14 protein-coding genes and 1 tRNA gene are annotated in these 24441 nt (G+C 73.1%); 3 read left to right on the forward strand and 12 right to left on the reverse strand.

Annotation, left to right across the window (positions count from 1 at the left end):
* The first annotated feature begins 110 nt into the window (after positions 1 to 110).
* Entirely contained in the window at positions 111 to 593 is a 483-nt protein-coding gene (locus tag R4Z62_RS14675) for a hypothetical protein (protein ID WP_491519997.1), read from the forward strand.
* On the forward strand, positions 568 to 2034 hold the full coding sequence (locus R4Z62_RS14680) for a hypothetical protein (protein ID WP_491519998.1): 1467 nt from the start codon (positions 568 to 570) through the stop codon (positions 2032 to 2034). The genes R4Z62_RS14675 and R4Z62_RS14680 overlap by 26 nt, the downstream gene beginning before the upstream one ends.
* Before the next feature lie 13 nt (positions 2035 to 2047).
* Here R4Z62_RS14680 and R4Z62_RS14685 read toward each other — a convergent pair whose 3' ends face one another.
* The 12 genes from R4Z62_RS14685 to bldG all read right to left on the reverse strand — a co-directional run bounded on the left by R4Z62_RS14685 (position 2048) and on the right by bldG (position 21693).
* On the reverse strand, positions 2048 to 4507 hold the full coding sequence (locus tag R4Z62_RS14685) for an XRE family transcriptional regulator (protein ID WP_491519999.1): 2460 nt from the start codon (positions 4505 to 4507) through the stop codon (positions 2048 to 2050).
* 176 nt (positions 4508 to 4683) lie between these two features.
* Positions 4684 to 4757: transfer RNA gene (locus R4Z62_RS14690), tRNA-Thr, on the reverse strand.
* 107 nt (positions 4758 to 4864) lie between these two features.
* The gene (locus R4Z62_RS14695; RefSeq protein ID WP_491520000.1) at positions 4865 to 6520 is read right to left on the reverse strand and encodes an alpha/beta hydrolase; all 1656 of its coding nucleotides are present in this window, start codon (positions 6518 to 6520) and stop codon (positions 4865 to 4867) included.
* A 121-nt stretch (positions 6521 to 6641) separates the two neighbouring features.
* Positions 6642 to 7847 carry a DNA polymerase III subunit delta' gene (locus R4Z62_RS14700; protein WP_491520001.1) on the reverse strand — a complete coding sequence of 402 codons (1206 nt, stop codon included), beginning with the start codon at positions 7845 to 7847 and terminating at the stop codon, positions 6642 to 6644.
* Positions 7848 to 8112: 265 nt separating this feature from the next.
* The gene (gene tmk / locus R4Z62_RS14705; protein ID WP_491520002.1) at positions 8113 to 11535 is read right to left on the reverse strand and encodes a dTMP kinase; all 3423 of its coding nucleotides are present in this window, start codon (positions 11533 to 11535) and stop codon (positions 8113 to 8115) included.
* A 224-nt stretch (positions 11536 to 11759) separates the two neighbouring features.
* Complete coding sequence (gene topA, locus R4Z62_RS14710) at positions 11760 to 14600, reverse strand: type I DNA topoisomerase (RefSeq protein WP_491520003.1); 2841 nt, start codon at positions 14598 to 14600, stop codon at positions 11760 to 11762.
* A 270-nt stretch (positions 14601 to 14870) separates the two neighbouring features.
* Positions 14871 to 15068: a hypothetical protein gene (locus tag R4Z62_RS14715; protein WP_064534375.1), complete on the reverse strand. Its 198-nt coding sequence runs from the start codon at positions 15066 to 15068 to the stop codon at positions 14871 to 14873.
* Positions 15069 to 15409: 341 nt separating this feature from the next.
* The gene (locus R4Z62_RS14720) at positions 15410 to 16921 is read right to left on the reverse strand and encodes a DUF7059 domain-containing protein (protein ID WP_491521878.1); all 1512 of its coding nucleotides are present in this window, start codon (positions 16919 to 16921) and stop codon (positions 15410 to 15412) included.
* Between the two features lie 210 nt (positions 16922 to 17131).
* Positions 17132 to 17743 (reverse strand): hypothetical protein, encoded by a 612-nt coding sequence (locus tag R4Z62_RS14725; protein ID WP_064534374.1) that lies wholly within the window; start codon positions 17741 to 17743, stop codon positions 17132 to 17134.
* Positions 17744 to 17966: 223 nt separating this feature from the next.
* Positions 17967 to 20375 carry a sodium-translocating pyrophosphatase gene (locus tag R4Z62_RS14730; RefSeq protein ID WP_064534373.1) on the reverse strand — a complete coding sequence of 803 codons (2409 nt, stop codon included), beginning with the start codon at positions 20373 to 20375 and terminating at the stop codon, positions 17967 to 17969.
* Positions 20376 to 20815: 440 nt separating this feature from the next.
* Positions 20816 to 21247 (reverse strand): ATP-binding protein, encoded by a 432-nt coding sequence (locus R4Z62_RS14735; protein WP_064534372.1) that lies wholly within the window; start codon positions 21245 to 21247, stop codon positions 20816 to 20818.
* A gap of 104 nt (positions 21248 to 21351) precedes the next feature.
* Positions 21352 to 21693, reverse strand: a complete 342-nt coding sequence (gene bldG, locus R4Z62_RS14740; RefSeq protein WP_009189842.1) for an anti-sigma factor antagonist BldG — start codon at positions 21691 to 21693, stop codon at positions 21352 to 21354.
* Positions 21694 to 21774: 81 nt separating this feature from the next.
* Between bldG and R4Z62_RS14745 the strand changes: the two genes are divergently transcribed.
* Positions 21775 to 24384: a DEAD/DEAH box helicase gene (locus tag R4Z62_RS14745; protein ID WP_491520004.1), complete on the forward strand. Its 2610-nt coding sequence runs from the start codon at positions 21775 to 21777 to the stop codon at positions 24382 to 24384.
* The last annotated feature ends 57 nt before the right edge of the window (positions 24385 to 24441 follow it).

The raw sequence follows: 24441 nt of genomic DNA on the forward strand, positions 1-24441 counted from the left end.
CCGGCACCGCCCGCCCGCTCGATAACATCGACCGACAGACACACAACCGGGCTGACGGCCCGGCGGAACGCCGAACGGACCGACAGGCGGGGGAAGGGGCCGGCGCGGACATGGGCGGGGTGGCACGGCTGCGCGTACCGGTGGGCGAGGACGCCGAACGGTGGATCACCCGCACCGGCTGCCGCCGCGTCCTGTTCATCGTCCACAACGTGACCTCGGCGACCCGCCTGCTGGACACACTCCCGCTCTTCGACGGCGACCTGCGCGTCCAGCTCTTCGCCACCTGCACGGGCTCCTCCCCCTTCCTCGCCGGAGTACCCGAACTCCTCTCCCGATCCGGCCTGCCCGTCCTCCCCTGGTCACAGGCGAAGGACACCGACTTCGACCTGGCGATCACGGCGAGCTATGGGGGCGAACTGGAGGCTTTCCGGGGCAAATTGGTGGTTCTGTCACATGGGGTCGGATACAATAAGAAGCTGGCAGCACCGAGCACCGAGCACCGAGCACCGAGCACCGAGCACCGAGCACCGAGCACCGAGCACCGAGCACCGAGCACCGGTCTTCGGTATGTCGCCGGAGTGGCTGCTCGATGACGGGCGGCGCCCGCTGGCGACCGCGACGGTGCTCTCCCATCCGGAGCAGTTGGAGCGGCTGAGCGCGTACTGCCCGGAGGCCGCGCCCACGGCCGTCCTCGCCGGTGATCCCTGCTACGACCGCATCCTCGCCGCCCTCCCGCGCCGCGACAGTTTCCGCCGTGCGCTGGGCGTCGGTCCCGGCCGCCGGCTGATCGTGCTCAACTCGACCTGGTCGGCGCGCTCGCTCTTCGGTGACACCACCGGGCAGGGCGGCGAACCGGCCGACGCCGACGACCTGTTGCCCTGGCTGCTCTCCCGGCTGACCGCCGAACTGCCCGCCGACGAGTACCGCGTGACGGCCGTGCTGCACCCCAACGTCTGGTACGGCCACGGCCCCGGGCAGGTCCGGGCCTGGCTGGACCACGCGCGGCAGGCCGGACTGGATACGATCCCGCCGCTCGACGGCTGGCGCCAGGCGCTGATCGCGGCCGACTGCGTCCTCGGGGACCACGGCAGCGTGACGTACTACGCGGCGTCCATCGGCGTTCCCGTCCTCCTGGGCGCCTTCCCCGAGGAGGCCCTCGACCCGCACTCCCCCGTCGCCGCCCTGGTGCGCACCGCTCCCCGGATCGTCCGGCACGGCACCGGTCAGGGGGCTCTGCGGGCGCAGATCGACCAGGTGATCGCCTCGCACGAGCCGGGCCGGTACCGGCGGCTGGCCGCGCAGACGACCTCGTCACCAGGCGAGTCGGGCCCACTGCTGCGCCGTCTGTTCTACGGCCTCATGGACCTGCCCGAGCCCAGCGGACGGCCCGCCCTGCTCGACCCGCTGCCGCTGCCGCCGTACACACCGGACCGGCGCACCGCGCCGGTCCGGGTCCTGACCCGGCTGCTCGGCGCCGGTCCACCAGAGGTCGCGGTGGTCCGCCGCGCCACCACAGAGGAGAATCCCGAGACCGTATCCGGGACCGAAGCCGTACCCGGGACCGAGACCGTGTCCGGGACCGAAACCGTGTCCGGGACCGAACACGACACCGCCGCCCACACCGTGGTCGACGAGGACACGAAGCACGCGGGGCGGCTGCGGATCGCCGACATCGTCGTGCGCCGTGGGAGCGCGGACGACCCGAGAGTCGGACCGCCGGGCGCCTGGGTGGCGGAGGCACTCGCCCGGTACCCGTACTGCGGTCTGGCCGTCTACGTCGACGGTGTCGACCGCTGTGTCGTCGGCACCCGGGAGGGCGCGCTGCTGCGGCTGACGGCGGACGCGGCTCCGGACGGCAGGGCCGACCTGTGCGATCCGGCGGCCTACGCGTCCGCACTGTACGCGTGGACCACCGGCGAGGCCGCCGCCGGCAGGCCCGCGCACGAGGCCGTCGCCGAGATCGTCGTACGGACCGGCCGGGCGACCCACCGCGTACGGATCGACCCCCTGGAACCACCGCACCCGCAGTGGTGAGAGCGGGGCACTGTCATTCCTCCAGCTCGGCCAGCCGGGCGCGCACGCGGGCCAGGGCGGGCTGATCACCGCCGCGCTCGTGGAGCGGCACGGTGGCCCGCAGGTCCGCACGCTCGCCCTCCGCCCGGCCGGAACGGCGGTGGCAGTCGGCCCGCAGCTCCAGGGCGTAGGCGAGCTGCGGCTCGGCGCCCTCCACGCTCATGATGTCGACCGCCTTGTCCAGGCACACCAGGGCGTGTTCGACGGCCCCCGCGGCGAGATGCGTCTCGCCCAGGCTCATGTACACCCGGCCCTCGTTGTACCGGTCGGCGCCCCCGGGCAGATCGCGGAACTGCACGAGCGCGGTGTTGAACCTGTCGACCGCCTCATCGAACCGGCCCTGCTTGGCCTGCGCCCGCCCGGTGTGGTGCTCCAGCAGCGCGCGGGCCCGCGGGAGGTCCTCCCGGCCCTCGTCGGCCTGTCCGATCCTGCTCAGGACCCGGCCGGCCTCGATGAAGCTCTCCTCGGCCTCCGCCCACCGCCACTGCTTCAGGTGGAGCAGCCCCAGTGCCTCGACGGCGCTCGCCTGCCCGCGGTGGTGACCGCAGTCCGCGTCCGCCGCCACCGCCTGCGTCAGGGCCCGCTCCGCGTCGGCGGCGCGGCCGAGGCCCATGTAGGCGAAGGCGAGCTGGACCAGCACCCGGCCCACGGCCCGCCGGTCGCCGAACTCGGCCGCGCTGCGCCGGGCCGCCGCCACGCCCAGCAGATGGGTGTCGACCCACTGCTCGTGGAAGCCGAGCCGCAGATGCAGCCCCCACATCGCCTCGCACAGCTGCCAGACGAGATCGTCGAACCCGTGGTGCGCGGCGGCCCGGACGACCGCCGCGAGGTTCTCGCGCTCCTCGCGCAGTTCTTGCAGCGCGCGCTTGCCGTCCTCCGGGTCGCGGTTCTCCTGCCGGACGAGCGCCCTGTAGGCGGGACCGAGCCGCCACCGGGACGGAATGACCCGGAAATCGGCACCTGCCGCGAACCGTAGCTGCCCGACCGCGACCCGGCGCACGGCCGCGGCCATCCGCCCGTGCCCGTCCTCGGCGACCGCCAGGTCGTGCGCGAACGCACGCGCCACGTCGTGGAACCGATAGCGCTCCGGCGCCACCTCCTCCAGCAGGTGCACATCTGCCAGTTGTTCGAGCAGCAGGCGTGCCTCGCCCTCCTCGACACCGGCCGCGAGTGCCGCGCAGCGCACCGTGACCGTCGGCCACGGCCACACCGCCACCGCCCGGTAGAGGGCGGCGCACTCGGGTGCCAGTTCGCGGTACGCGCCGTCGTGCGCGAGCCGTACCGGGTCCCCCGGTGTCCCCTCCGGCATCGCCGCGCCCTCCTCCTGGCCGTCCCCGCCGCCGGATCCCGTACGCCGCTCGGACAGTTGCCGGGCCACCCGCTCCCACGCCAGGTGCTCCCGTACGGCCAGGCGCGCGCCGGTGGTGCACAGGGCCAGCGGGATCCCGCCGGTCCCTTCGGCGACGGCCCGCACGCCCGCCTCCGCGCCCGCCGCCCGCTCGTCCCCGACGATCCGGGTCAGCAGGCGCACCGAATCCTCCGGGGTGAGCGGTGGGACGGTGAGGTGGCGCGCCCCGGTTCCGGCCACCAGCCGGTCCAGCCGGCGCCGGCTCGTCACCAGGACCAGGCAGTCGGGCGAGGCCGGGAGCAGCGGCAGGACCTGGGCGTCGGAGTTGGCGTTGTCCAGCACGATCACCAGGCGTCGGCCGGCCGTGCGGTCGCGGTAGAGGTCACGCTGGCGTGCCTCGTCCCCGGGCACCGCGGCGGGCGGCGTCCCGAGCCGTTCGAGGAAGCGGACCAGCACGTCGGACGGCGCCAGTGCCGTCTCGGCGGAGGCACCGGCCAGGTCCACGTACAGCGCGCCGTCCGGGAAGCGGTCGGCCAGGACGTGGGCGCAGTTGACCGCGGCCGCGGTCTTGCCGATGCCGCCCGGACCGCTGAGCACGGCGACCGCCGGGGCGCCCCGTGTGCGGCCGGTCTCCTCCAGCAGCGCGGTCACCGACGCCGTCAGGTCCTCCCGGTCCGTGAACACTCCGGTCGCCGGGGGCAGCATCCGCGGGCGGACGGTCCCGTGAGCCCCGCCGTTGGCGGCTCCCGGCGCCAGCGAGGCCGCCTCGTCGAGCCACCGAGCCACCTCATCGGCGAAGTCGGGCGACCGGCGTGCGACCTCCGTCAGCCATAACGCCGCCGCGCGCTGCTCGGACTCGGTCACCGGCAGCGTCGGCGCCCGCCCGCCGCCCGTGGCCCCGTCCGCCCGGGTGCCCCCGGCCCGTCCCGGCGCGACGGCCGCGGTTCCCTGCTCGTCACGCGCCCGGTTCAGCAGCCCGAAGAGCGTCTCAGAGGTGCGTCTGCCCATCTCCCCGCCCGCACCGGACAACGCGCCGGACGCGACCGTCCCGACGGCCGACAGCACCACTCCCATGAAGGGTTCCACGCAAGACTCCCCCAACTCGCCGGTGAGCCAGATCGTATCGACCACCCCCGACACACCAGAAGCCCACAGCACCCCGCCCCCGGCCCCCACCGGCGACCACACCCTGCCCGACACGCCCCCTCAAAACAACAAAAAAGCCAGGTCACGTGCAAGGTGACCTGGCTTCTTCCCAAGGGAGCCGCTTTCGGGATTCGAACCCGAGACCTACGCATTACGAGTGCGTTGCTCTGGCCATCTGAGCTAAAGCGGCGTGCTGGCCGCACCATGGTGCGATCGGCAACGTCGGCAAGTCTACACAGTTTCCGGGGGTGCTTCGTACCCGCCCCGGGGACGGGGGCCGGGGCGGGTACGGGGTGGTCAGGAGCAGTGCTTGTCCTGGGCGGGCGGGGTGCCGCGGAGGAGGTAGGTGTCGATGGCGGCGTCGATGCAGCGGCTGCCGCGGCCGTAGGCGGTGTGGCCGTCGCCGTCGAAGGTGAGGAGGCGGGCGGAGGCGAGCTGGGCGGACAGGCCCTGGGCCCAGCGGTAGGGGGTGGCCGGGTCGCGGGTGGTGCCGACCACCACGATGGGCGCCGCGCCCTTGGCCTCGATGCGGTGCGGGCTGCCGGTGGGCTTCACCGGCCAGTACGCGCAGTTCAGGGAGGCCCAGGCCAGGCCCCGGCCGAAGACGGGGGACGCCTTCTCGAAGGCGGGCAGGGCCTTCTCCACCTCGGCGGGGGTGGAGTACGCCGCGGGGAGGTCGAGGCAGTTCACGGCGGCGTTGGCGTACATCAGGTTGGTGTAGCGGCCGCTGGAGTCGCGTTCGTAGTAGCTGTCGGACAGGGCCAGCAGGGGGGCGCCGTCGCTGTTCTTCATCGCCGCGTTCAGGGCGCCGCGCAGTTGCGGCCAGGCGGACTGGTCGTACATCGCGGCGATCACGCCGGTGGTGGCGAGCGCCTCGCCGAGCTTGCGGCCCTTGGTGTCACCGGCGGGGATCGGGTGGGCGTCGAGCTTGCGGAAGAAGGCCGCCAGGTGGTCGCCCGCCTGCGCCGGTGTGGTGCCCCGGCCGCCGAGCGGGCAGTCGCTCTGGCGCACGCAGTCCTTGGCGAAGGACTGGAAGGCGGTCTCGAAGCCCGCCGTCTGGTCGAGGTTCATCCGGCTCGCGGGCAGGGACGGGTCCATCGCGCCGTCCAGCACCAGGCGGCCCGCCCGGTCCGGGAACAGACCGGCGTACGTCGCCCCCAGGAACGTCCCGTACGACGCCCCCACGTACGTCAGCTTCTTGTCGCCGAGCACCGCGCGCAGGACGTCCATGTCGCGGGCCGCCTCGACCGTGGAGACGTGCCGCAGCAGCCGCGGATCGTGGGCGCCGCAGCCCTCGGCGAACGTGCGGTACGCGCCCACCAGCGCGTCGGTCTCCTTCCCGTCGTCGGGAGTGACGTCGGTCTGCGTGTACGTGTCCATGTCCCGGTCGCCGAGGCACTCGACGGGCTCGCTGCGGGCCACGCCGCGCGGGTCCATCGCCACCATGTCGTAGCGGGCGCGGATCTCGGCGGGGTAGCCGAGGCCCGCGTACTGCTGGAGGTAGCCGATGGCCGAGCCGCCCGGTCCGCCCGGGTTCACCTGCAACGAACCCAGCCTGCTGCCGGGCCCCGTGGCCTTCTTCCTGGCCACCGCCAGCCGCACGTCGCCCTGCGAGGGCTGCGCGTAGTCGAGCGGCGCCTTCATCGTGGCGCACTGGAAACCGGGCGCCCCGCAGTCGCGCCAGGTCAGCTTCTGCTCGTAGTACGGCATCAGCGCGGCCGGAGTGGAACGCGGCAGCGCGGCCAGCACCGCGTCCGCCGCCGGAGCGGCCCGCTGCTGCCGCGCCTCGCCCGCGGAGCAGCCCGAGACCAGCAGGGCGGCGGCGGAGAGCCCGGAGAGGAGGGCGAGGAGAGCGGGGCGGGAGCCGCCGGGGCGGGTCCGGGGTGCGGGCGGAGAACTGTTCGCAGACGTGACAGGGGGGGTGCTCGGACGAGGGGCGCGCCTGAAGTACATCTGGCGAGCGTAACTCTGCGCGACCACGCGGGTGCGCTACGTGCGTGTCGTGCCCCGTACGAGTGATGTCCCCGTAGGCGGTGGGGCGGCTCCCTCGGGTCCGTCGGCGCCGTCGGGTCCGTCAGCCTGCCCTCAGGGCCATCGTCATCGCCTCCACCGCGAGCAGCGGGGCCACATTGCGGTCGAGGGCCTCGCGGCAGGCGGCGATCGCTTCTATGCGACGCAGCGTGGACTCCGGGGTGCTGCCCCGGGCGACCCGGTCCAGGGTGTCCTCCACGTCCGCGTTGGCGATCGCCACCCGCGAGCCGAGCTGGAGGGCGAGGACGTCGCGGTAGAGGGCGGTCAGGTCGGTCAGCGCGAGGTCGAGGCTGTCGCGCTGCGTACGGGTGCGGCGGCGCTTCTGCTTGTCCTCCAGGTCCTTCATCACACCCGCCGTACCGCGCGGCAGCCGGCCGCCCTGGGCCGCGCCCAGCGCCGCCTTCAGCTCCTCGGTCTCCTTGACGTCCGTCTCCTCCGCGAGCGCCTTCGCGTCGTCCGCCGCGGCGTCGACCAGTTCCTGGGCGGCCTTGAGGCAGCCGCCGATGTCGTCGAGGCGGAGCGGCAGCCGCAGCACGGTGGCGCGGCGCTCGCGCGCGGCCGGGTCGGTGGCCAGGCGGCGGGCCCGGTCGACGTGCCCCTGGGTGGCGCGGGCGGCCGCGGCGGCGACGCCGGGTTCGACGCCGTCCCGGCGTACGAGCATGTCGGCCACGGCGTCCACCGAGGGGGTGCGCAGGTTCAGGTGGCGGCAGCGGGAGCGGATCGTGGGCAGGACGTCCTCGATGGAGGGAGCGCACAGCAGCCACACCGTCCGGGGAGCCGGTTCCTCGACGGCCTTCAGGACGGCGTTGGCCGACTTCTCGTTCAGCCGCTCGGCGTCCTCGACCAGGATCACCTGCCAGCGGCCGTTGGCGGGTGAGGTGAACGACTTGCGGACGGTGTCCCGCATGTCGTCGGCGAGGATCTGGGTGCCGACCGCGGCGACCGTGGAGACGTCGGCGTGCGTACCGATCAGCGCTGTGTGGCAGCCGTCGCAGAAGCCGCAGCCGGGGGCCCCGCCGAGGGCGCGGTCCGGGCTGACGCACTGGAGCGCGGCGGCGAAGGCCCGCGCCGTCTGGACGACCCCCGCGCCGGGCGGCCCGGTGAACAGCCACGCGTGCGTCATCCTCGACGCCTCCGGCGGTGCGGTGCCGGAGGTGACCGCCGTCACCAGGGCGTCGGCGTCCCGGGCGGCGGCGCCCAGCTGTTCGCCGACCTTCTCCTGCCCGACGAGGTCGTCCCACACGCTCATGGGTCACGCCGTCCTTCCGCCGCGGTCCGCCGCGCCCTCGTCATGGCTCGCCACGCCTTCGTCCTGTTCGTGTTCGCCCTGTTGGTGGTGGTGCGGGATCCATTGTGCGGGTGCCCACTGACAACGGGGACCGGGACAGCGGGCACCGGGACAACGGGGACCGGGACAACGGGAACCGGCGAGGCCGCCGGTCCCGAGCAGCCCCGGCGTCCGCGGCCCCGGCCCTCGTCCTCGGCCCCGGCGCCCGCGCCCGCGGCCATCGGCCTCAGCCCCGGCGTCCGCGTCCCCGGCCGTCGCCGTACTCCTCCTGCTCGTCCTGGCGCGGGCCGAGCAGCTCGTCCGCCAGCGTCGGCAGGTCGTCGAGCGGTGTCTCCTCGGCCCAGTCCGGCCGTGGCCGCCGCCGCGCGCCGGTGTCGGCTTCGACCTGGGGCAGCTCGCGCGTGCCGTCGTCGGAGCCGTCGGGCCGTACGGGAGGCGTCGGCCGCTCGTCCCGGAAGAAGCCCGGCGGGACCCGGTCGGCGATGTCGCCGCCCCGGACGTCCGCCGGAGCCGCGTCCCGCACCGGCGGCAGCACCGCGGTCTCGTCGGCCTCGCCGGAGAACGCACCGGAGACTGCGCCGGAGCCACCGGTACCGGCGCCCTCGCCGTCGTCGTCGGCGCGGATCTGCGGCAGCACCGCCGTCTCGTCCGCCGGACCGGCGTGCGCCGACGGCGGCCCGGACCGCCCCGGCTGGGGCAGCTCGGCCGTGACCTCCGCCTCGGAGACCTCCACCTCGGACTCCGGCTCGGACTCCGGCTCGGTGTCCCTTCCGGCAGCGCCACGGGAAGCACCCCGTGCACCCGGTTCCCGGGCGTCGGCACCTTCGCCCGGAGCGTCGCTCCGGTCCGCGCGCACCGCCCGCAGCACCGCCGTCTCGTCGTCCGCCGGGGCGCCCGCCGAGGCGGAGGGCCGGGCGTCCGACGCCTCGGAGGTGTCCGGCGCGTCGGCCGGGGACACCACCGGCGTCGGGACGGTCACCGCGTCCGACGGCGGCACGGCGGCCGCGGCGGGCGGGGCCGGGCGGCGCGGACCCGAGGCCGCCGCCGCCGCGGCCTGCTCGGCCGCCCGCCGGGCCTCCTCGGCCCGCAGCAGCGCCTCCTCGGCCTTCTTCTGCTTCTCCAGGCGCAGCGCCTCGGCCTCGGCCCGCAGCCGGGCCTCCTCCTCGGCCTGCTTGCGCAGCCGCTCCTGCTCGGCCTTGCGCCGGGCCTCGGCCTCCGCGCGCGCCTGCTCCTCGGCGAGCAGCCGGGCGCGCTCCTCCTCGGCACGGCGGCGCGCCTCCTCGGCGCGCTGCCTGGCCTCCTCCGCCTGGCGCTCGGCCTCGCGGCGCTGCGCCTCCTCCAGCTCGCGGCGCTTGCGCTCCTCCTCCTCGGCGCGCAGCCGGGCCAGCTGCTCCTGGCGCTCCCGCTCCAGGCGCTCCTCCTCGGCCTTGCGCCGGGCCTCCTCCTCGGCCTTGCGGCGCGCTTCTTCCTCGGCCTTGCGGCGTGCCTCCTCCTGGGCCTTCACCTCGGCCTCGGACAGCGGCAGCATCTGGTCGAGCCGGGCCCGGACGACGGTGGTGACCGCCTCGGGCTCCTGGCCGGCGTCCACCACCAGGTACCGGCCGGGGTCGGCGGCGGCCAGCGCCAGGAATCCGGAGCGCACGCGCGCGTGGAACTCGGCCGGCTCCGACTCCAGCCGGTCGGGCGCCTCCGTGAACCGCTCGCGGGCGGTCTCCGGGGAGACGTCCAGGAGGACGGTGAGGTGGGGCACCAGCCCGTCGGTCGCCCAGCGGGAGATACGGGCGATCTCCGTCGGGGACAGGTCGCGGCCCGCGCCCTGGTAGGCGACGGACGAGTCGATGTACCGGTCGCTGATCACCACGGCGCCGCGCTCCAGGGCGGGCCGTACGACGGTGTCGACGTGCTCGGCGCGGTCGGCGGCGTACAGCAGCGCCTCGGCGCGGTGGGACAGGCCCTGGGAGGACACGTCCAGGAGGATCGAGCGCAGCCGCTTGCCCACGGGCGTGGCGCCCGGCTCACGGGTGAGGACGACCTCGTGGCCCTTGGCCCGGATCCAGTCGGCGAGCGCCTCTGCCTGGGTGGACTTGCCCGCGCCGTCGCCGCCTTCCAGGGCGATGAAGAAGCCGGTCGCGGCGGGCACCGTCACGGGGTCGTCGCCGCCGCGCAGGGCATCGACGAGGTCCTTGCGCAGCGGTACGCCGGAGCGGTCGTCGACCTTGGCCAGCACCAGCGCGGCCACCGGCAGCAGCAGCGCGCCGACCAGCATCAGGGTGAAGGCGGCGCCGCCGTGCTCGAAGACGAACCGGCCGTTCTCCAGCCGGTGCGGGCCGATGCCTGCGGCGACCACCGGGGCGCACAGCGCGGCGAGGGCGACCACGACCCGCACCACCGCGTGCAGGTGCCCGGCCATGCGCGGCCTGCGCTGGTCCTCGGTCTCCAGGTCGAGGACGGTGTGCCCCGCGTTGGCGGCGACGCCGGCGCTCACCCCGGCCAGGGCGAGCAGCAGCAGGACGGTGGTCACGTCGGGCACGAGCCCGGCGGCGAGCAGGGCGATGCCGGTGAGGGCGATGGCCAGCGCCAGCAGCCGGCGCCGCGACAGCGTGACGAGCGCCTTGGGGGCCGTACGGATGCCGACGGCGACCCCGCCGGTCAGGACGAGCACGTCCAGGCCGAAGAGGACCGGACCGCCGCCCAGGTCGCGGGCGTGCAGCGCGCAGACGGCGACGGCCGCGGCGATCGCCCCGGCGACGGCGGCGCAGGCGAGCACGAGCACCGGCACGGCGCCGGTGCGGCCCTTGTCCACGCCGGTGGCCGTCCTGGGACGGCGCAGCCCTTCGAGCGGCGACCGCGCGCGCGGGGTGCGCGTGCCGGGCAGCTCCAGGTAGGTGAGGACGGACAGGGACGCGGCGAACAGACCGGCCGCGACATACGCGCCGAGGGCGGCCTGGTGCTGGTCGAACCAGGCGACGCCGGTGCCCAGGAGGTTGTTGAACAGGGAGGCGACGACCAGGACGACGGCCGCGAGCGGGATCGCCGCGAAGGTGGTGCGCAGCGACAGGCGGCGCAGGGCGTCCAGGTGGTCGGGCAGGGGGCGCACGGTGGCGCCCTCGGGGGGCGGGGCGGGCAGCAGCGCGGGCGCCGCGCTCTCCCGGCACACCGTCCACAGCCGCTCGGCCGCCCCGGTCACGAAGACGGTGACCAGGAGGAGCGTCGGTGCGTTCGCCGGGGTCCAGTCGATCCACAGCGGGGCGATGATCAGCAGCGCGGCGCGTACGCCGTCCGCGCCGACCATGGTCCAGCGGCGGTCGAGCGGGCCGTCCGGCGCGGTCAGGGTGGTGAGCGGGCCCAGGAGGACCGCTCCGAAGAGGACGGTCGCCACGATGCGCGCACCGAAGACGGTCGCCACTGCGAACGCCGCGCCCCGGTAGCCGCCGCCGAAGGACCCCTGGGCGACGGCCGCCTGGAGGACCAGGGCGACCAGCACCAGGAGGGCCAGGGTGTCGCCCACGCCCGCGACCAGCTGCGCGCTCCACAGCCGCTTCAGCTGAGGACGGCGCAGCAGGGCACGCACGGCGCGCTCGCGGGAGTCCGTCACCAGTGCGTCGTCGGGGGCCGGATTGTGGGCCGTTGGCTGCTCGGCTCGCGTCATGCGTTCAGCCTATCGGGACGCACCGACAGGACGTGGTGACCGCCCGAACGTACGCGCGCCCCGGCATGTGTGTGATGCCGGGGCGCGCGTCGCGTGAACAGATGTGAAGACGAACCGAATGAAGCAGATGAAGCAGATGAAGGAGGTGAAGCCGACGAAGCCGTCAGGAAGAGCCAGGAAGAGGAGCACGCCGGGAAGAGGCGGTGCCGCTCGGTCCTCAGCCCTCAGTCCTCGGCCGCCGCCGTGTTCGCGGCGGTCTTCTTCGCCGCCGTCTTCTTCGCGGCCGCGGTCGTCGTCTTCTTCGCCGTCGTCTTGGCCGCCGTCTTCTTCGCGGCGGTCTTCTTGGCCGTGGAGGCCGTCTTCTTCGCCGCGGTCTTCTTGGCGGGGGCCTTCTTCGCGGTCTTCTTGGCCGGGCCCTTGGCCCGCTTCTCCGCGAGCAGCTCGAAGCCGCGCTCCGGCGTGATCGTCTCCACGCTGTCGCCCGACCGCAGGGTCGCGTTGGTCTCGCCGTCGGTGACGTACGGACCGAAGCGGCCGTCCTTGACCACGACCGGCTTGGCGCTGACCGGGTCCTCGCCCAGCTCCTTCAGCGGGGGCTTGGCCGCCGCCCGGCCGCGCTGCTTGGGCTGGGCGTAGATCGCCAGCGCCTCTTCCAGCGTGATCGTGAAAAGCTGGTCCTCGGTCTGCAGGGACCGCGAGTCCGTGCCCTTCTTCAGGTACGGGCCGTAGCGGCCGTTCTGCGCGGTGATCTCGACGCCCTCGGCGTCCGCGCCGACGACCCGCGGCAGCGACATCAGCTTCAGCGCGTCGTCGAGCGTCACGGTGTCCAGGGACATCGACTTGAAGAGCGAGGCCGTGCGCGGCTTGACCGCGTTCTTGCCGGTCTTCGGGGTGCCCTCGGGGAGGATCTCCGTGACGTACGGACCGTAGCGGCCGTCCTTGGCGACGATCTGGTGGCCCGTCACCGGGTCGGCGCCCAGCTCGAAGTCGCCGCTCGGCTTGGCGAGCAGTTCCTCGGCCAGTTCGACGCTCAGCTCGTCGGGAGCCAGGTCGTCCGGGATGTCGGCGCGCTGATGGGAGTCGGTGTCCTTCTCGCCGCGCTCGATGTACGGGCCGTAGCGGCCCACGCGCAGCACGATGCCGTTGCCGACCGGGAACGACGACACCTCGCGCGCGTCGATCGCGCCCAGGTCGGTCACCAGTTCCTTGAGGCCGCCGAGGTGGTCGCCGTCGCCGTTGCCTGCGTCCGCGGCACCGCCCTCGCCCGTGCCCTCGCCGAAGTAGAACCGCTTCAGCCACGGCACGGCCCGCGCCTCGCCGCGCGCGATGCGGTCGAGGTCGTCCTCCATCCGGGCGGTGAAGTCGTAGTCGACCAGCCGGCCGAAGTGCTTCTCCAGGAGGTTCACCACGGCGAAGGACAGGAAGGACGGCACCAGCGCCGTGCCCTTCTTGAACACATAGCCGCGGTCGAGGATCGTGCCGATGATCGACGCGTACGTCGACGGGCGGCCGATCTCGCGCTCCTCCAGCTCCTTGACCAGGCTGGCCTCGGTGTAGCGGGCCGGGGGCTTGGTGGCGTGCCCGTCGACCGTGATCTCCTCGGCGCCGAGCGCGTCGCCCTCGGCGACCTGCGGCAGCCGGCGCTCGCGGTCGTCCAGCTCGGCGTTCGGGTCGTCGGCGCCCTCGACGTACGCCTTCAGGAAGCCGTGGAAGGTGATCGTCTTGCCGGACGCGCTGAACTCGACGTCCCGGCCGTCGGCGGCCCGGCCGCCGATCTTCACCGTGACGGAGTTCCCGGTCGCGTCCTTCATCTGGGAGGCGACGGTCCGCTTCCAGATCAGCTCGTAGAGCTTGAACTGGTCACCGGTCAGACCGGTCTCGGCGGGCGTGCGGAAGCGGTCGCCCGAGGGGCGGATCGCCTCGTGCGCCTCCTGCGCGTTCTTGACCTTCCCGGCGTACGTACGCGGCTGCGGAGGCAGGTAGTCGGCGCCGTACAGCTGCGTGACCTGGGCGCGGGCGGCGCTGACCGCCGTGTCGCTCAGCGTCGTGGAGTCCGTACGCATGTACGTGATGTAGCCGTTCTCGTACAGCTTCTGCGCGACCTGCATGGTGGCCTTGGCGCCGAAGCCGAGCTTGCGGCTGGCCTCCTGCTGGAGCGTCGTCGTACGGAACGGGGCGTACGGCGAGCGGCGGTACGGCTTGGACTCGACGGAGCGGACGGCGAAGGCGGTGTCCGCCAGGGCGGCGGCGAGCGCACGCGCGTTCGCCTCGTCGAGGTGGAGGGTGTTCGCGCTCTTCAGCTGCCCCAGGGAGTCGAAGTCGCGGCCCTGTGCGACACGCCGGCCGTCGACCGTCTGGAGCCGTGCGACCAGGGACGACGGGTCCGAGGCGTCGCCCGCCCGGCCGGTCGAGAAGGTGCCCGTCAGGTCCCAGTACTCGGCGGAGCGGAAGGCGATGCGCTCGCGCTCCCGTTCGACCACGAGCCGGGTTGCCACCGACTGGACGCGGCCCGCCGACAGCCGCGGCATGACCTTCTTCCACAGGACCGGCGAGACCTCGTAGCCGTAGAGGCGGTCGAGGATGCGGCGGGTCTCCTGGGCGTCGACGAGCTTCTGGTTGAGCTGGCGCGGGTTGGCGACGGCGGCCCGGATCGCGTCCTTGGTGATCTCGTGGAAGACCATCCGCTTGACCGGGATCTTCGGCTTCAGCACTTCCTGGAGGTGCCAGGCGATGGCCTCGCCCTCGCGGTCCTCATCGGTGGCGAGGAAGAGCTCGTCGGAGTCCTTCAGCAGGTCCTTGAGCTTCTTGACCTGGGCCTTCTTGTCGGCGTTGACCACATAGATCGGCTGGAAGTCGTGTTCTACGTCCACACCGAGGCGGCGGACCTCACCGGTGTACTTCTCCGGGACCTCCGCGGCCCCGTTGGGAAGGTCACGGATGTGCCCGACGCTCGCTTCGACGACGTAGCCGGGGCCGAGATAGCCCTTGATCGTCTTCGCCTTGGCAGGCGACTCGACGATGACGAGTCGGCGACCGCCCTGTGCGGTATCGCTGGTCGGGGACAACTTCGCTCTTCTCTCCGGTCGACGCTTGGTCTCGCTGTGTCTCGCTGGATCTCCCCAGGCTGTGGCTGCGTTCCCGGGGCCGGGCAGTGCTGACGCTGCGGAGTGTGACGGTACATCCCGCCCCCGTGTCAAACGGGAAAAGCCCGCAACGGCCACTCGAACGGTAACCCGACTACCGCCCTTCCTGCCGCCCGGAGTGCCCACGGACCGGTCGGGGCCGAAGCGGAAGATGATCCACCGGACGCCGGGGACGCCGCGCCGCGCCGGTGTTCACAGCCGCGTCAGGCACCACGTCCCGAGCGCCAGGGACCCCACGGCCGCGCCGGTCGCGAGGGCTGCCGCGAGGCTCTGGCGCACCCCCAGCGCCACGGGTTCGCGACGGCGCGCACGCAGCGCCGTCCACCCCAGCAGCACCGCTCCGAACAGGGCGAACACCGCCCCTGAGAAGATCGCCGGACCGCTTTCCACGTACGTACCCCTCCGCCCCGGATGCCCCCGGTCGGCGAGGCTGGCACCTCCGGGCGACGGGCGGCCCAACCCGGGGTGAACAGGGGGCGGCCGGGCAGCCGCGCGGCCCCTCGGCGACCGCCGGGCGTGCCCCGGCGCACGCCGGAGCGATGACCGAAAAATGGTCGGGCGGGGCCGGAGGCGGCGGTCCGGAGCGGGCGGGGCCCCGCCGGGCGGACTCCGCGCGGGACGGGTCCCTCGGGGCGCGGCGGTCGGCCCGCCGGGGACGGGCCTTCCGGCCGCTGCGCGCCTCTCGGCGCGGCGGTCAGCCCGCCGAGGGCGGTCGGTCCGCCGAGGGCCGGTCAGTCCGCCGAGGGCCGGTCGGCCGGCTCCAGGAAGCCCTGCTCCACCAGCAGGCGGATCTGCGCGGGCGTGCGGTCGCGCAGGAGCACGGGGTCCTCGCCGACGAGCTGGGCGATGGCGTCCAGGATGCGTCCGGCGCTGAGCGTGCCGTCGCAGACACCGGCGAAGCCCGCGCCGACCGTGTCCACGGCGGTGGCCCGGCGCATCCCGCGGTGCTGGCGCAGCACCACGTGCTCCGGGTCCTCGGCGCCGGGCAGCCCGACCTGCTCCTGCACGACCTCACCGACGAGCCGGAAGTGCCGGTCGAGCAGGCCCGCGTCGTCGTGGTCCCGCAGGAAGCCGACGCGGTCGAAGTGCGCGCGCACGGTGTCGCCGAGCGGCTGCTCGACGGGGTGCGGCCACTCCTCCGCGACGACCGAGGGCGCGGCGGAGTCCGTCCGGCGCAGGGTGATCCAGCCGAAGCCGACGGCCCTCACCTTGCGCGCCTCGAACTCCTCCAGCCAGGCGTCGTAGCGCGCCTGGTACTCCGCCGGGTCGGCGCGGTGGTCACCGGCGTCGCGCAGCCACAGCTCGGCGTACTGCGTGACGTCCTGCACCTCGCGCTGCACGATCCACGCGTCGCAGCCGCGCGGCACCCACGACCTGAGCCTGTCCTGCCAGTCCTCCCCCTCTGTGTGCTCCCAGTTGGCGAGGAACTGCGCGAACCCGCCCTCGTTCAGCCGCTCCCCCGCCTGCTGAACGAGCGTGCGGCACAGATCGTCCCCGGCCATCCCGCCGTCGCGGTACGTCAGCCGGGCGCCCGGGGAGATCACGAAGGGCGGGTTGGACACGATCAGGTCGAACCGCTCGTCGTCGCGGACCGGCTCGAACAGGGAGCCCTTGCGCAGATCGGCGGCCGGGGCTCCGGACAGCGCGAGCGTGAGGGCGGTGATGTGCAGCGCGCGCGGGTTGAGGTCGGTCGCGGTCACCCGCGTGGCGTGCCGGCTCGCGTGCAGCGCCTGGATGCCGGAGCCGGTGCCGAGGTCCAGCGCGGCGACGACGGGCGTACGGACCGTGAGACCCGCCAGGGTGGTGGAGGCGCCGCCGACGCCGAGGACGACGCCCTCCTCACGGCTGCCGATGCCGCCCGCGCCGCCGACCGCGCACCCCAGGTCGGAGACGATGAACCAGTCCTCGCCGTCGAGCCCGGCGTACGGCCGTACGTCCACGGTCGCGGCCAGCTCGTCCCCGCCGGCGCGCGCCAGCCAGCCGGTCTCCAGGCAGGCGTCTACGGGCAGGACGTCCACCACGCGCGCGTGCGGCACGGGCTGCTGGAGCAGGAAGAGCCGGACGAGCAGTTCGAGCGGGGTGTCCCCGCGCGTCGCGCGGAGCGCGGGCACGGTCTCGCTGCGGGCGAGCGCCGCGTACGCGGGCGCGCCGAGCAGTTCGAGCAGCCCGTCGGCGGTGAACGACGCGCCGAGCAGGGCGTCGCGGAGCCGGGCAGCGACGTCGGGGCGGTCGGCCGCGGGCAGGGCCGCCGGGCCGGCCGGGGCCTCGGGGGTGGCGGGGGTGGCAGGGGCAGTCGAGACGTTCGGGGCGGGCACGCTGGAGTCACTCACGCACCCATTGTGTCGGCTCCCACCGACATCGCACGCGCGCACCGCACGCCCCGGCACGGCACGCGCGCGCGTGCCGATGCGGTCGCCGGGGCGGCGGTGCGGTGGCGGTGCGGCAGCGGCGGCTCAGCCGTTCGCGGGCGACGCGGTCGCGGAGGCGGTGGACGAGGCGGACTTGCAGCTCGGCTGCCCGGCCATGGCCTTGCCGACGTCGCCCTCCTCCAGGTTCTTCAGCGCGTCGTTGCCCGTCCTGCTCAGCTTGTCGAGCTGGGTGGCGATGTCCTTGAGCCCGTCCGCGAACTTGGCCTGGTCCTTGGTGTCGAGCTTGTCGACCTGCTCCTTGAGCGAGGCGTAGGAGGCACCGAGGTCGTTGAGCTCCTTGACCGCGTCCTGCTGCTTCTTCTGCCCGCCCTCGACATCGGGCGCGCCAGCCTTGTTCACGGCGGCGCCGATCGCCTTGTAGGCGTCGGACATGTCCTGGAATGCCTGTGCGTCCGTCTCCTGGACCGTCTTCGTCGGGGTGTTGTCCGAGGTCTGCTTCTGGATCGCGGCGCTGGCGGCCTGGATCTTCTTCGCCTGCGGCTGGACACCGTCGCACACCTGCTTGGCCCAGGTGTTCAGCGCGTCGTTCTTGCCGTCGTCGCTGCTGCCGGAGCATCCCGTCAGTGCCAGTGCCAGTACCGCACCGCCGGACAGGGCGGCCGCGAGCTTCTTGTTCACCGGATCGGTCCCTTCCATGGCTCTCGGCCCCGGAACATACACGGCGATCGCACGGCCGCCGGGGCCCGGTGACCCCTTACGTGCCGTCTTGCAGCCATTTGCACCAAGCGAGAGAAGGCTCACGGCCTCACGACACGCGCGGCGGGCCAGTACCCCGGACACGCCGCGGGCGGACGGCGCGTCGAACGCGCCGCCCGCCCGCTCACGAGCCGGACCGTGCCGTACGGCCCCGCGCGCCCCCTTACGAGACCACCGCGGGGTCGGCCGGCTTGGACACCCGTTCGGCGCTGTCCTCGTCGTCGCCCACGGCGATACCGCGCCGCTTGGAGACGTAGACCGAGCCGACGATGACGAGCAGCGCGAGGATCGCGATCAGGACGCGCACGCCGATGCTCTTGTCGTCGCCGTAGGAGAACTTGATGACCGCGGGCGCGATGAGCAGCGACACGAGGTTCATCACCTTCAGCAGCGGGTTGATCGCCGGGCCCGCGGTGTCCTTGAACGGGTCGCCGACCGTGTCGCCGATCACCGTGGCGGCGTGGGCCTCGCTGCCCTTGCCGCCGTGGTGGCCGTCCTCGACCAGCTTCTTGGCGTTGTCCCAGGCACCGCCGGAGTTGGCGAGGAACACCGCCATCAGCGTGCCCGCGCCGATGGCGCCCGCGAGATAGGCGCCGAGCGCGCCGACCCCGAGCGTGAACCCGATGAAGATGGGCGCCATCACGGCCAGCAGTCCGGGTGTGGCGAGTTCGCGCAGGGCGTCCTTGGTGCAGATGTCGACGACGCGCCCGTACTCCGGCTTCTCGGTGTAGTCCATGATCCCGGGGTGCTCGCGGAACTGGCGCCGCACCTCGAAGACCACCGACCCCGCCGACCGCGACACCGCGTTGATCGCCAGCCCCGAGAAGAGGAAGACGACCGCGGCCCCGGCGATGAGCCCGACCAGGTTGTTGGGCTGGGAGATGTCCATGATCAGGGTCATCGGCGCGCCGGGCCCGGACAGCTTGGCGCCGACGTCGCTCGCGCCGGTGGTGATGGCGTCGCGGTACGAACCGAACAGCGCCGACGCCGCGAGGACGGCGGTGGCGATGGCGATGCCCTTGGTGATGGCCTTGGTGGTGTTGCCGACCGCGTCCAGGTTGGTGAGCACCTGGGCGCCCGCGCCCTCGACGTCACCGGACATCTCGGCGATGCCCTGGGCGTTGTCGGAGACCGGTCCGAAGGTGTCCATGGCGACGATCACGCCGACCGTGGTGAGCAGGCCGGTGCCGGCCAGCGCCACCGCGAACAGCGCCAGCATGATCGATGTGCCGCCGAGCAGGAACGCCCCGTACACGCCGAGGCCGATCAGCAGCGCGGTGTAGACGGCCGATTCCAGTCCGAGGGAGATACCGGCGAGGACGACGGTGGCCGGGCCGGTGAGCGAGGTCTTGCCGATGTCGCGGACCGGCCGCCGGGTGGTCTCGGTGAAGTACCCGGTCAGCTGCTGGATCACGGCGGCCAGCAGGATGCCGATGCCCACCGCGACCAGGGCGAGGATCCGCGGGTCGCCGTCCTTGCCGCGGATCGCCGCGTCGGTGACGCCGGTGAGACCGGCGTACGTGGACGGCAGGTAGGTGTAGACGGCCGCCGCCACCAGGGCGAGGGAGATCACCGCGGAGATGAAGAAGCCGCGGTTGATCGCGCTCATGCCGCTGCGGTCGCTGCGGCGCGGGGCCACCGCGAAGATGCCGATCATGGCGGTGACCACACCGATAGCGGGCACCAGCAGCGGGAAGGCGAGTCCGTCGTTGCCGAAGGCGGCCTTGCCGAGGATGAGCGCGGCGACCAGCGTGACCGCGTACGACTCGAAGAGGTCGGCCGCCATGCCCGCGCAGTCGCCGACGTTGTCGCCCACGTTGTCGGCGATGGTCGCGGCATTGCGCGGATCGTCCTCCGGAATGCCCTGCTCGACCTTGCCGACCAGGTCGGCGCCGACGTCGGCGGCCTTGGTGAAGATGCCGCCGCCCACTCGCATGAACATGGCGATCAGCGCCGCGCCGAGGCCGAAGCCCTCCAGCACCTTCGGCGCGTCCGCCGCGTAGACCAGCACCACGCAGGAGGCGCCCAGCAGGCCGAGCCCCACCGTGAACATGCCGACGACGCCGCCCGTTCGGAAAGCGATCTTCATGGCTTTGTGCGAGACGGCGGTGAGATCCTTTTCCGGTTCGCCCTGCGCGGGAGTCGCCTCCCGGGCGGCGGCGGCCACACGCACATTGCTGCGCACGGCGAGCCACATGCCGATATAACCGGTGGCCGCCGAGAACCCGGCACCGATCAGGAAGAACACCGATCGTCCGGCGCGCTGATTCCAGTCGTCGGCGGGCAGCAGCAGGAGCAGGAAGAACACCACGACGGCGAATACGCCGAGGGTGCGCAGCTGGCGGCCCAGATAGGCGTTCGCGCCTTCCTGGACCGCTTCCGCGATCTTCTTCATGCTGTCGGTGCCCTCGCCGGCCGCGAGCACCTGGCGCACCAGGACGCCCGCGACCAAGAGCGCGGCCACCGCGACCGCGGCGATGACCGCCACGATGATCCGATTGTCATCGGTCAGTACCGCGGCTGCGAAAGTTGTCGGTTGAGCCGACTGATGAGGGGTAGAAAGCCCCGCCATTCGTCCTCCTTGACGCTTGGGCTGAGCTCAAGATGTGGACGGATTGTAGGGAGCGAAACCCGAACTAAACAGTGTGCGGTAAATGGAATCAGCCGTCACACGGCTCTCAGCAAAAGATCGCCGCCCGACAGGTGACCCGAAAGCGGTAACGCCTCAAAAGCATTGACCCTTGATCCATTATCAGGTTAATCGATCGTGAATTAATTCACGAAATGCTGCCGGTCCGCCGCGGGATCGGCCGAATGGGCCGGTCGAAAGGCCCGTTCGAGAGAGCCGGTCGTGGACGGCGCCCCCCGCCCCGGACATGCCGAAGGGCCCCGTGGCCGGGGCCCTTCGGCACAAACAGAACAGACAGAACAAATGCAACAAATGGAACAGATAAACGAAAACGGAGCGAGGGGTGGAGACGGAGGCGGGTCGCGCACATACGCGCGATCGGCTCAGGAGAGCACGGCGTCCGCCGAAGCGGTCGGCCAGGTCATCTTGATCAGTCCGCCGTCCTCGCCCGCCGAGACCTCGACGTCGTCGACGAGGCCGCTGATGACCGCGAGGCCCATCTCGTCCTCCTCGGCGTCCGCGTCGTCCACGGCGCCCGGGGCCTCCCCCGGATGGTGCGGAGCGTGCCGGGCCTCGTCGCCGACCTCGATGGAGAACTGCTTCTCCTCCTCGGTCAGCACCACCGTCACCGGCGCCGCGATCCCGTTGCTCTGATGCAGCCCGACTGCACGGGAGCAGGCCTCACCGACAGCGAGCCTGACCTCGTCGAGGACGGCCTCGTCGACCCCCGCCCTGCGCGCCACCGCTGCCGCCACCAGCCGGGCGGTCCTGACGTGCTCCGGCAGCGCGCTGAAGCGGAGTTCGACGGTGGCCATGCATCCCCCTAGGAGCTACGGGCGTGCGGTCGGGAGACCGGGCCGCCGAGCCCGGCTCCCCGCAGGAACGTCTTCCGCCCCGGACTCCGGCCCGGGACCGGCGGTCAGTCGGTCGCCGCCACCGCTTCGTCGACCGAGGTGTGGATGGGGAACACCTTGGTCAGACCGGTGATACGGAAGATCTTGAGAATGCGCTCCTGGTTGCAGACCAGGCGCAGCGAGCCCTCGTGGGCACGCACTCGCTTCAGACCGCCGACCAGTACGCCGAGACCGGTGGAGTCGAGGAAGTCCACCCCCTCCATGTCGACGACGAGGTGGAAATTCCCGTCGTTCACCAGCTCGACCAGCTGCTCGCGCAGCTTGGGCGCGGTATATACGTCGATTTCGCCACCGACCTCGACGACCGTACGATCGCCGACGGTACGGGTCGACAGGGACAGGTCCACGGATCCTCCAGCACCTTGCTATCGAGCGGTCGCCCATCGGGCACCTCGGCTTGAGGCCCCCGGGACGGTTCGCCAGCCGCGATGGCATTCAATCACTTACCGGCAGGCGTGCACGACGCCTTGGCTCCATTGTCCGTCACGCCGGTGACAGACTCGGTGCCAATGGCCAAGAATCACCGATCCGATCGAACCCCGACGGAGACCGCAACCCGCCTGACGCCGGGCGCGGTTCTGGACCGGCTCGCCTCCGGGCCGAGCCGGGCTGCGCGCATCACTCATACGGAGCACCTGCCCCCGCGAGCGGGTCGTCATGCCGTCTGGCCCGACCGGATTCGTCCGGAGGTCCTGGCCGCCGTCCGAGCCTGCGGGATCGAGCACCCCTGGACCCATCAGGCACAGGCCGCCGAGCACGCCCTCGACGGCGACTCCGTCGTGGTCGCCACCGGCACGGCGTCCGGCAAGTCGCTGGCGTATCTGGTCCCCGTGCTGTCAGCGCTGCTGGAGGGCTCCGAGGCACCGAACGGCCGCGGGGCCACCGCCCTCTATCTGGCCCCCACCAAGGCTCTCGCCGCCGACCAGTGCCGCGCGGTGCGGGAACTCGCCCGGCCGCTGGGCAACGCCGTACGGGCCGCCGTGTACGACGGCGACACACCGGTCGAGGAACGCGAGTGGATCCGCCAGTACGGCAACTACGTGCTGACCAACCCCGACATGCTGCACCGCGGGATCCTGCCGTCCCACCCGCGCTGGTCCTCCTTCCTGCGGTCCCTGAAGTACGTCGTCATCGACGAGTGCCACACCTACCGCGGTGTCTTCGGCTCCCATGTCGCCCAGGTCCTGCGCCGACTGCGCCGGCTGTGCGTGCGCTACGGCGCCTCGCCCGTCTTCCTGCTCGCCTCGGCCACGGCGGCGGAACCCTCGGTGGCCGCCCGCCGCCTCACCGGCCTGCCCGTGGTGGAGGTCGCCGACGACGCGTCGCCCCGCGGTGAACTGGTGTTCGCCCTCTGGGAGCCCCCGCTCACCGAACTGTCGGGCGAGAAGGGCGCCCCGGTCCGCCGCACCGCCACCGCCGAGACCGCCGATCTGCTGACCGACCTCACCCTCCAGAGGGTGCGTTCGGTCGCCTTCGTGCGCTCCCGGCGCGGCGCCGAGCTGATCTCGGTCATCGCCCAGGAACGACTGGCCGAAGTCGACAGGCCCCTGGCCCGGCGCGTCGCGGCCTACCGGGGCGGCTACCTTCCCGAGGAGCGCCGCGCCCTGGAACGCGCCCTGCACTCCGGGGAGCTGCTGGGTCTCGCCGCCACGACCGCCCTCGAACTCGGCGTGGACGTCTCCGGCCTGGACGCCGTGGTCATCGCCGGGTATCCGGGCACCCGGGCCTCCCTGTGGCAGCAGGCGGGCCGGGCGGGTCGCGCCGGACAGGGCGCCCTCGCGGTCCTGGTCGCCCGCGACGACCCGCTGGACACCTTCCTCGTCCACCATCCGGAGGCCCTGTTCGACCAGCCGGTCGAATCCACCGTCCTCGACCCCGACAACCCCTACGTGCTCGCCCCGCACCTGTGCGCCGCCGCCGCCGAGCTGCCGCTGACCGAGGAGGACGTGGAGCTGTTCGGCCCGGCGTGCCCGGAGCTGCTGCCGCAGCTGGAGGCCGCGAAGCTGCTGCGCCGCAGGGCCACGGCCTGGCACTGGACGCGCCGGGAGCGGGCCGCGGACCTCACCGACATCCGCGGCCAGGGCGGACGGCCGGTGCAGGTCGTCGAGGCCGGCACCGGGCGGCTGCTCGGCACGGTCGACGAGGCCGCAGCGCACACGACCGTGCACGAGGGCGCCGTCCACCTGCACCAGGGCCGTACGTATCTGGTGCGCTCGCTCGACCTGGACGACTCGGTCGCCCTGGTCGAGGAGGCGAACCCGCCGTACACGACGGTCGCCCGGGACACGACGGCGATCTCCGTCCTGGAGACCGACGTCACCGTCCCCTGGGGTGACGGCCGCCTGTGCTACGGCTCCGTCGAGGTCACCAATCAGGTGGTCTCCTTCCTGCGCCGCCGGGTCATCACCGGTGAAGTGCTCGGCGAGACGAAACTCGATCTCCCACCGCGCACACTGCGCACCCGCGCCGTGTGGTGGACGGTCACCGAGGACCAGCTCGACGCGGCCCGGATCAACCCGGAGATCCTCGGCGGCGCCCTGCACGCCGCCGAGCACGCGTCGATCGGCATGCTGCCGCTCTTCGCCACCTGCGACCGCTGGGACATCGGCGGAGTCTCCGTCCCGCTGCACCCCGACACGCTCCTGCCGACGGTCTTCGTCTACGACGGCCATCCGGGCGGCGCGGGCTTCGCCGAGCGTGCCTTCCACACCGCCCGGGACTGGCTCGTCGCCACCCGCGAGGCCATCGCCTCCTGCGAGTGCGACGCCGGCTGCCCGTCCTGCATCCAGTCCCCCAAGTGCGGCAACGGCAACGACCCGCTCCACAAGCGCGGCGCCGTCCGGCTGCTCACGGTGCTGCTGAAGGGGGCGCCCGAGCGGCCCGGAGAAGGACCCGGAGAGGGCCCCGGGGAAGGACCGGAAGACCCCGCGGGACGTACGGAGGGAGCCCCGGGCCGGTCGGAAGACGGGGACGGCGCGAACAGCGCGGACAGCGCGGAAGGCGGAGACGGGGCGGGGGCGACGGCTCTCCGGGGCTGATCCCGCCGACGGATCTGCCTGGGTCTCCTGGGCCCTCTGGCTACCCCAGCTCACCTG

It is taken from the genome of Streptomyces sp. PL-25 (assembly GCF_058344915.1).